Genomic DNA, 8,467 nt, shown 5'->3' with positions numbered 1-8,467 from the left:
GGGCGGTGTTTCACGTGAAACACCGCCCCACCGCCGTATGCACGAGTCCTGAACCCTCGTCAGGGCTGTCAGGTTCTAGATCTGGGTCACGTCCAGCGAGCCCTCCGCGTACTGCCTGCGCAGCACCTTCTTGTCGAACTTGCCCACGCTCGTCTTCGGCACCGACTCGATGATCGTCCAGCGCTCCGGCAGCTGCCACTTGGCGATGTGGCCCTCGTCGGCGAGGAAGGTGCGGAGGGCGGCGAAGTCGGTGGTGGAGCCTTCCTTCAGCACGACCGTGGCGAGAGGGCGTTCACCCCACTTGTCGTCCGGCACGGCGACGACGGCGGCCTCAGCCACGTCCGGGTGGGCCATGAGGGCGTTCTCCAGCTCGACGGAGGAGATCCACTCACCGCCGGACTTGATGACGTCCTTGGCCCGGTCGGTGAGGGTGAGGAAGCCGTCGGGGCTGATCGTGCCGACGTCCCCCGTCTTCAGCCAGCCGTCCTCGCTGAACTTGTCGTCGGGGCGGACGGGTTCGGCGCCCTGGCCGCCGTAGTACGCGCCCGCGATCCAGGGGCCGCGCACCTCCAGCTCACCGGCCGACTCGCCGTCCCAGGGCAGACGCTCGCCGCCGGGACCGGTGAGACGGGCCTCGACGGAGGCGGGGAAGCGGCCCTGGGTGAGGCGGTACGCGAGCTCCTCCTCGGAGCCGGCCTCGACGTGGGCCGGCGGCCGGGCGATCGTGCCGAGCGGCGAGGTCTCCGTCATGCCCCAGGCGTGGCAGACACGCATGCCCAGCTTGTCGAAGGCCTCCATGAGGGCGGGCGGGCAGGCTGAGCCGCCGATGGTGACCTGGTTGAGCGAGGAGACCTCGCGCGGGCGGGCGGTCAGCTCCGCGAGCAGGCCCTGCCAGATGGTGGGGACCGCGGCAGCGTGCGAGGGCTTCAGCGTCTCGATCATCTCGGCGAGCGGGCCGGGCTGCAGGAACCGGTCCGGCATCAGCATGTTCACGCCGGTCATGAAGGTCGCGTGGGGCAGGCCCCAGGCGTTGACATGGAACTGCGGAACGACGACGAGCGAGAGGTCCGCGTCCGTGAGCCCCATGGACTGGGCCATGTTGACCTGCATGGAGTGCAGGTAGATCGAACGGTGGGAGTAGACGACGCCCTTGGGGTCGCCGGTGGTGCCGGAGGTGTAGCACATGGCCGCGGCGGAGCGCTCGTCCAGCTCGGGCCAGTCGTACGTGGTCGGCTTGCCGGCGATCAGGTCCTCGTACTCGTGCACCTGGACGCTCGCTCCGGCGAGCAGCGACCGGTCGCCGGGGCCGGCGACGACGACGTGCTCCACCGGCTTGAGGTGCGGAAGGAGCGGCGCGAGGAGGGGCAGCAGCGAGCCGTTGGCGATGATCACGCGGTCGGCGGCGTGGTTGACGATCCAGGCGAGCTGCTCGGGGGGCAGCCGCAGGTTGAGGGTGTGGAGGACCGCGCCCATGGAGGGAATCGCGAAATACGCCTCCACGTGCTCCGAGTTGTTCCACATCAGCGTCGCGACGCGCTCGTCGCCGTCGACTCCGAGGTCGTCGCGCAGGGCGTGGGCCAGCTGCGCGGTGCGGGCGCCGATCTCGGCGTAGGAGCGGCGTTCCGGCTCCCCCTCGCCGGTCCAGGTGATCACCTGCGACGTCCCGTGGATGACCTGCCCGTGGGTCAGGATCCTGGAGATCAACAGCGGTACGTCCTGCATGGTGCTCAGCACGGCGTCCTCCCGGGGCGGCTCTGCCTACGCGGCGGTAACGGTTGCGCTGATTCTGCTCACATACCGATCGGTATGTCACTAGAGGACAGGATGATCGATCAGACAGAGCGACCCACCGGGCCTGCGTTCGAGCCCGAGTTCGACCACCGGATCCGGATCTGAGCCGTCCGAGTCCGCGGCCGTGCCCCACGCGGCGCCCAGCCGGGCGTGGGAGCCACCCGACAGCCCAACGAACGGCTCAGCGCACGGGTTCCAGCTCGGGATCCTCGCGCAGCTTGCCCAGCGCACGCGAGACCGCCGACTTCACCGTGCCGACCGAGACACCGAGCACCTCGGCCGTCTGTACCTCGCTCAGGTCCTCGTAGTACCTGAGGACGACCATGGCCCGCTGCCGCGCCGGCAGCTTCATGATCGCCCGCCACATCGCGTCGTGCAGCGCCTGCTGCTCGGCCGGGTCGGCGGCCTGGGCCCCCTCCGGCTCCGGCAGTTCCTCGCATGCGAACTCGTCCACCTTCCGCTTGCGCCACTGGGAGGTGCGGGTGTTCAGCAGTGCCCGGCGCACATAGCCGTCGAGGGCCCGGTGGTCCTCGATGCGCTCCCAGGCGACGTACGTCTTGGCCAGCGCGGTCTGCAGCAGGTCCTCGGCGTCGCACGGGTTCGCGGTGAGCGAGCGGGCGGTCCGCAGCAGCACCGGCTGGCGGGCCTTCACGTACGCCGAGAACGACGGGTAGGACGCGTAGGACGCGTGCGACGACGAGTGCGTCAGGCCCGGCAGGGCCGACCGCGCCGACGTCGACCGGACGGCCCCTGCCGACCGGACCGAGGCCGGGCGGGCCGTCGCGGCCGGGCGCGCCGCCGATGACGAGCGGGGGGCTGATGACGCGTGGGGAGCCGCTGCCGGCCGGGCTGCCGCAGTGGATCGGGCCGGGGTCGGCAGGGTCCGGGGCCCTGGTGCAGCGGCCTTCGAAGCGCTGGTGCAGACGGGTATGGTCATGGCTCCACGCTAGGAGCGGGCCGCGCCCGGCGGATCGGCCGCAGGTCCCGAAGCCGAATCCCTCTCAGGTTGTAGAAGTGGGGCAGACCTCACCTACTGCAGGTGGATGAGTAGCCCCCAGGTACTGAGGGTGTACCCCTGAGAAGCACCTGCCCAGGGTGTACGACATCGGCCCCCAAGACACCTGAAAGCCCCCTCATCCGTCACATTCCGACCACTCACCCGCCCGTCCCCAGGACCAACCCCGAGGTCGGCACCCCGGTCCCCGCGGTGACGAGGACCCGCTCGGCGCCGGGGACCTGGTTCACGGCGGTGCCCCGCACCTGCCGTACCGCCTCCGCGATGCCGTTCATCCCGTGCAGATACGCCTCACCGAGCTGCCCGCCATGGGTGTTGATCGGCAGCGCTTCCTCGGCGACGAAGTCCCCCGCCTCCCCCGGCCCGCAGAACCCGAACTCCTCCAGCTGCATCAGCACGAACGGTGTGAAGTGGTCGTACAGGATGCCCACGTCGATGTCGTCCGGCCCCAGCCCCGAGGTCCGCCGAAGCCGGCGGGCGACCACGCCCATCTCCGGCAGCCCGGTGAGGTCGCCGTCGTAGAAACCGGTCATCTGCTGCTGCGCCCGGCCCGCGCCCTGCGCCGCCGCCACGACCACGGCGGGCGGCTTCGGCAGATCCCGCGCACGTTCCACCGAGGTCACGACGAGCGCCTGGCCGCCGTCCGTCTCCTGGCAGCAGTCCAGCAGCCGCAGCGGCTCGACGATCCAGCGCGAGGCCGCGTGCTCGTCGAGGGTGATGGGACGGCCGTGGAAGTACGCCGCCGGGTTCGTCGCCGCGTACTTCCGGTCGACCACGGCCACGTGCCCGAACACCTCGGGGGTCAGCCCGTACACGTGCAGATAGCGCTGCGCCGCCATCGCGACCCACGAGGCCGGCGTGAGCAGCCCGAACGGGAGCGTCCAGCCCAGCGCCACGCCTTCCGCCGACGGCTCGCGCTGCCGCACGCCCGACCCGAACCGCCTTCCCGAGCGCTCGTTGAACGCCCGGTAGCAGACCACGACCTCCGCCACACCCGTCGCCACCGCGAGCGCGGCCTGCTGCACGGTCGCGCACGCGGCGCCGCCGCCGTAGTGGACGCGCGAGAAGAAGGACAGCTCACCGATGCCGGTTGCCTGCGCGACCGTGATCTCCGGGCTCGTGTCCATCGTGAACGTGACCATCCCGTCCACGTCCGCCGGCGCCAGCCCCGCGTCGTCTAGCGCCGCCCGCACCGCCTCCACGGCCAGGCGCAGCTCGCTGCGCCCCGAGTCCTTGGAGAAGTCGGTCGCACCGATGCCGACGATCGCGGCGCGCCCCCCGAGCCGGTCGATGCTTCGTACGCTCATACGACGTCCCCCGCTGTGGGGGCGAAGGGAGCACCGGGGCCGCCATCCGCACTGGCCTCTGCCTCTGGCAGCGTGACCGTGACCGTGCCGGTGACGTGCCTGCCGATGCCGTTCTCGCCGATGATCCTCACCGTGGCGGTGCGGCCGACGGCCGTGTCGACCCTGCCGGTCAACACCATCGTGTCCCCGGGGTAGTTGGGCGCTCCGAGCCGGATGGCCACCTTGCGGAGGACCGCGGCCGCACCGAAGTGATCGGTGACATAGCGTCCCACCAGCCCGTTCGTCGTCAGGATGTTCATGAAGACGTCCGGTGATCCGCGCCGCCGCGCCAACTCGGGGTCGTGGTGCACGTCCTGGTAGTCGCGCGAGGCGATCGCCCCCGCGACGACGAGCGTGCGGGTGATCTCGATCTCCAACGGGGGCAGCACGTCCCCGACCCGGGCCGTCATACCCGCCCCACCTCCTCCTCCGCCTCGTCCGCCCCGCCTGACTCGCCTGTCCCGTCCGTCCCGTCCGCGCGGAACACCGGCAACTCCAAGTCGTCGCCATAGCGCGCGAATTCGAGCCGTACGGGCATCCCGATCCGCACCTTGTCGTACGGCACCCCGATGACGTTGCTGACGATCCGGACCCCTTCCGCCAGCTCGATCAGCCCGACGGCGTACGGCGGGCCGAAGGCCGGGAAGGGCGGATGGTGCATGACGACGTACGAGTACACCGTGCCGTCGCCGCCCGCCTCGACCGTGTCCCACTCGGGGGAACCGCACGCGTTGCAGCCTGGAAGCCAGGGGAGACGGAGGGTGCCGCAGTCGGCACAGCGCTGGATGAGGAGGCGATGGCGCGCGACGCCCTCCCAGAAGCCGGCGTTGTCCCGATTGACGACGGGGCGGGGGCGCCGGGGCTGCGGTTGCGACGATCGCCGTTCCGGTGGTTGCTGTTCTCGGTTCTCTTGCTCCTGGTTCTCTTGCTCCTGGTTCTGCTGCTCGGGGTGTCGCTGCCCTCGGCTCTGTCGCTCGCGTTGTCGCTCGTCGGCCGGGGCGCGCGTCCCGGATGTCCTCGCCGGCGCGTACTTGAGGATCCGGAAGCGGTGGGTGCCGACGAGTTCGTCGCCCCCCTCACCGGCCCGGACATCCATGCGGGTCGTGACGAAGTAGCCCGTACCGAGCCGGGTGGTCTTCCGCTCGGACACCGACTCGACGACCGCGTCGAACGTGATCTCGTCCCCCGGCCGCAGCGCCCGCAGATACTCCTGCTCGCAGTCGGTGGCGACGACGGAGGTGTACCCGGCGTCGTCGAGCAGCGCGAGGAGTTCGTCGTAGGCCGCCGAGCGGGTCTCGTGCCCGCTCAGGCCGCCCATCGTCCACACCTGGAGCATGGTGGGCGGGGCGATGGCATCGGGTCCGGTGTACGCGGGGTTGGAGTCTCCCATGGCCTCGCACCAGTGCCGGATCATGGGCGCGTTGACGGGATCCTTGCCCCGGCCGCCGAGGACGGCCGCACGCCCCTCGTACGCCTTGAGCCGTACGGACAGGTCCTCGGTCACCGCCACGGCCCCACCGTCCCCTCCGGAGTCCAATTCTGACTACTCGTCAGATTGAAGGAACTGGTGCCGCAACTGTCAAGGTCGCCGAGGCATCCGTCGCTCACGGGCGACGCGGCGGCGAACGGCCCGCGAGATCACCGGAGAACGACGGTGCGGCGGTCCGGAGTACAGCTGTCCGGCGGGCCCGAAGAAGCCCGTGCGGCGACGCGGAGACGGCTGCTCGACGGTCCGCAGGAGCCCGTGCTTGCCGTCCGGAGTACTGCTGCGCGGCGGGCTGGAGGCAGCCGTACGGCGATCAAGAGGCGCCGGTGCGGGGATCCACGGACGCCGGCGCGGGAACCGGAAAACGCGCGCGGGAACCGGCAAAGGACTGTGCGGGAACGGGAGAACGCCTGTGCGGCGGCGCCGAAGCACCGCCGCACAGGCGTGTCACACCCCACAAACACCATGTCCCACATGGCTCCTGCAGCTCCTGCATCCCCCACCGAGGGCCGGACCCGGGGCCTCAGGGCCGGGGCGACCTCATCCGCCCGCCCCCGGACCCGCGGCAGCCCTCGGCCGGCTCACCAGAGGTCGGCGAAGTTGACGACGGCGTTCTTCTGGTCGATGGCCGTGAGGCCGAAGCCGTTGACCTGGGCGGTGTTGTTCTGGTTCGAGGCGCCCGACCCGTTCGCCTGCTGCTGCGAGGTGGACGAGTTGCCGCTGTTGTCGCGGCCGACCCCGCTGCCGACGAGGTTCGCCACGCCGGCGTTCGATCCGTCGTCCGCGAACGAGCCGTTGTCGGCCGTCGCCACACCGGCGAACAGGGCGGCGGCGAGCGGGAGTGCCGAGACGGCGGCGAGAACGCGGGCGGTACGGATGCTTGCCATGTGCATTTCCTCCAGGGCCTTTCACGCAAGTACGGGTTGCCCCGGGGCAGTTGGCCGACCGCCTCGATGCCGGTCTTCGACGTCGCACCCCAAGAGTTGCCCACCGAACCCTGGCGAACCACCCCGGAAGCCCCCATTCCCCCTGAAGCGTGATGACAAGTCGATAAACCCCCTTGGATCAAGGAACTCCCAGCTCAGCCGCAACTCTCCCGGCGAACGCCGCCAGGACGGGGCGAGACAAGGGGCGAAGCGTTCCACCACGTTGCCGGACACCCCGCGAACGGCCCCTCGATGGCCGAAGGGTGTCCTCGAACCCTCTTCCCTTTATCGAACATGCGTACGAACATAGAAGCATGGCCACCATAGACCGGCAGGCCGGAACCCTGGCCCTGGCCCACGCCCTCTCCGCCGCCGAACGCGGACTGGCGGTGATCCCCCTCTCCCGCGCGAAGCTCCCGGCCCTGCGCTCCCCGCACCGCGATGACCCCCACCCCCGACCCCGCCCCTGCCACGGCGAGTGCGGCCGCTTCGGCCACGGCGTCCACGACGCCTCCACCGATCCCCGCCGCGTCCGCGAACTCTTCTCCGCCGCCCCCTGGGCCACCGGTTACGGCATCGCCTGCGGCCTCCACCCCCACCACCTGATCGGCGTCGACCTCGACACGAAGTCCGGTACGGACTCCTCGGCGGCCCTGCGCGAACTGGCCCTGCGGCACCTCTTCACGATCCCCGAGACGGTCGTCGTGCTGACCCCCAGCGGGGGCCGCCACATCTGGCTCACCGGCCCGCCCGACGTCGTCGTCCCCAACTCCGCGAGCCGCCTGGCACCCGGCATCGACATCCGCGGCGCCGGCGGCTACCTCGTCGGCCCCGGCTCCCGCACCGACCACGGCGTCTACGGCACCGCCCCCGGCACCGCCCACCTCGCACCCGCCCCCTGCCCACCGGCCCTGCTCCGCCTGCTGTCACCACCGCCGCGTACGGGCCCCTCCGGCCCCACCACCGCTCACCCCCACGGCCACGGACTGGTCCACTTCGTCCTGACCGCCCAGGAGGGGCAGCGCAACACCCGTCTCTTCTGGGCCGCCTGCCGCGCCTACGAGAACGGCCTCGGCCCACACCTCACGAACGCCCTGGTCGAGGCGGCCGTACGCACGGGCCTCACGGAACGCGAGGCCCGCTCCACGGTGGCGTCGGCGGCACGGATGTCGGGCCGGAGGCCGTAGTCCGCCGGTCGCGGGGCCCGGAGAGGCCACCGCGACCGGCGAGAAACCGTCGACGATTTTGAGGCGAGGTGAGGTGAGGTGAGGTGAGGTGAGGTGAGGTCCCGACCGTTTCTCGTCGACCGCTGAAGGGGGCCGCGACACCCGCCCGGGACCTGCCCGGGACCTTGCCCGGCACTCCTACCGGGGCGGTTCCTCGCGACCGGTGTCGCTCTGCCCCGTCTGCTCCGAGCCCAGCTGCTGCCTGAGCCTCTCCTGCGCGGAGTCGACCTGACCGCGGTACTTGCCCTGCGTCCGGCCGTCGACGGAGTCACCGGCCTTGTCGATGCCCTGCCCGGCCTGGTCCTCGTGCCCCTTCAGCATCTGCTTGAGCTTGTCCATCACAGACATGGCGTCTCCTTCCACCGCTCACACGGTCCCCACCAGCATCAGCGCCCCACCCACACCCCGCATCTCGTGGCCCCTGCCAACGAAGCGGCCCTCGGCCAAGGCCTGCCCGCTTCTCTCTCGTCCACGAAGCCCACACGAGCAGGTGAGCTTCAGCCGTCAACCGCAAAGTGCAAGGTCAGAGACCCGTGACGATATGGCTTTTTGTCCGGGGGGCGGTCGGGCAAGATGGGGCACTTCTTAGACGTCGTCTCATTTGGTGAGTCGGCGGTAGCAAATGAGGGTGCAGGCGATGGCGGTGAAGGCCAGGAAGTGTTCGGCCTTGCGCTCGT

At 70.7% G+C, this 8,467-nt stretch carries 8 protein-coding genes; 1 reads left to right on the top strand and 7 read right to left on the bottom strand.

Going from position 1 to position 8,467, the window contains the following annotated elements; translation table 11 throughout:
- Positions 1–75: 75 nt before the first annotated feature.
- From ACFU5F_RS41545 to ACFU5F_RS41520, 6 genes are all read right to left on the bottom strand, one after another.
- Positions 76–1,734 (bottom strand): long-chain fatty acid--CoA ligase, encoded by a 1,659-nt coding sequence (locus ACFU5F_RS41545; protein ID WP_383898776.1) that lies wholly within the window; start codon positions 1,732–1,734, stop codon positions 76–78.
- A 238-nt stretch (positions 1,735–1,972) separates the two neighbouring features.
- Positions 1,973–2,728 (bottom strand): SigE family RNA polymerase sigma factor, encoded by a 756-nt coding sequence (locus ACFU5F_RS41540; protein WP_383898774.1) that lies wholly within the window; start codon positions 2,726–2,728, stop codon positions 1,973–1,975.
- Positions 2,729–2,946: 218 nt separating this feature from the next.
- Positions 2,947–4,113 carry a lipid-transfer protein gene (locus ACFU5F_RS41535; RefSeq protein WP_383898772.1) on the bottom strand — a complete coding sequence of 389 codons (1,167 nt, stop codon included), beginning with the start codon at positions 4,111–4,113 and terminating at the stop codon, positions 2,947–2,949.
- The gene (locus ACFU5F_RS41530; protein ID WP_383898770.1) at positions 4,110–4,562 is read right to left on the bottom strand and encodes a MaoC family dehydratase; all 453 of its coding nucleotides are present in this window, start codon (positions 4,560–4,562) and stop codon (positions 4,110–4,112) included. The genes ACFU5F_RS41535 and ACFU5F_RS41530 overlap by 4 nt, the downstream gene beginning before the upstream one ends.
- Positions 4,559–5,662 carry a bifunctional MaoC family dehydratase N-terminal/OB-fold nucleic acid binding domain-containing protein gene (locus ACFU5F_RS41525; RefSeq protein ID WP_383898768.1) on the bottom strand — a complete coding sequence of 368 codons (1,104 nt, stop codon included), beginning with the start codon at positions 5,660–5,662 and terminating at the stop codon, positions 4,559–4,561. The genes ACFU5F_RS41530 and ACFU5F_RS41525 overlap by 4 nt, the downstream gene beginning before the upstream one ends.
- Before the next feature lie 557 nt (positions 5,663–6,219).
- A complete protein-coding gene (locus tag ACFU5F_RS41520) occupies positions 6,220–6,525 on the bottom strand; it encodes a hypothetical protein (RefSeq protein ID WP_383898766.1) in 306 nt (101 codons plus the stop codon).
- A 353-nt stretch (positions 6,526–6,878) separates the two neighbouring features.
- On the opposite strand from ACFU5F_RS41520, the gene ACFU5F_RS41515 reads away from it, so the two are divergent.
- Positions 6,879–7,751, top strand: coding sequence for a bifunctional DNA primase/polymerase (locus ACFU5F_RS41515; protein WP_383898765.1), 873 nt, complete (start codon positions 6,879–6,881; stop codon positions 7,749–7,751).
- A 177-nt stretch (positions 7,752–7,928) separates the two neighbouring features.
- Here ACFU5F_RS41515 and ACFU5F_RS41510 read toward each other — a convergent pair whose 3' ends face one another.
- Positions 7,929–8,138: an antitoxin gene (locus ACFU5F_RS41510; protein WP_383898763.1), complete on the bottom strand. Its 210-nt coding sequence runs from the start codon at positions 8,136–8,138 to the stop codon at positions 7,929–7,931.
- Positions 8,139–8,467 lie beyond the last annotated feature (329 nt).

It is taken from the genome of Streptomyces sp. NPDC057438 (assembly GCF_042802995.1).
Taxonomy (GTDB): domain Bacteria; phylum Actinomycetota; class Actinomycetes; order Streptomycetales; family Streptomycetaceae; genus Streptomyces.
The sequence above is the reverse complement of the archived record's forward strand: the minus strand, read 5'-3'. Positions and strand labels throughout refer to the sequence as shown.

What these genes read in the sequence shown, in the direction of transcription:
- ACFU5F_RS41540 (WP_383898774.1), bottom strand. Translation starts at nt 2,728, where the DNA reads ATGACCATACCCGTCTGCACCAGCGCTTCGAAGGCCGCTGCACCAGGG.
- ACFU5F_RS41535 (WP_383898772.1), bottom strand. Translation starts at nt 4,113, where the DNA reads ATGAGCGTACGAAGCATCGACCGGCTCGGGGGGCGCGCCGCGATCGTC.
- ACFU5F_RS41530 (WP_383898770.1), bottom strand. Translation starts at nt 4,562, where the DNA reads ATGACGGCCCGGGTCGGGGACGTGCTGCCCCCGTTGGAGATCGAGATC.
- ACFU5F_RS41520 (WP_383898766.1), bottom strand. Translation starts at nt 6,525, where the DNA reads ATGGCAAGCATCCGTACCGCCCGCGTTCTCGCCGCCGTCTCGGCACTC.
- ACFU5F_RS41515 (WP_383898765.1), top strand. Translation starts at nt 6,879, where the DNA reads ATGGCCACCATAGACCGGCAGGCCGGAACCCTGGCCCTGGCCCACGCC.
- ACFU5F_RS41510 (WP_383898763.1), bottom strand. Translation starts at nt 8,138, where the DNA reads ATGTCTGTGATGGACAAGCTCAAGCAGATGCTGAAGGGGCACGAGGAC.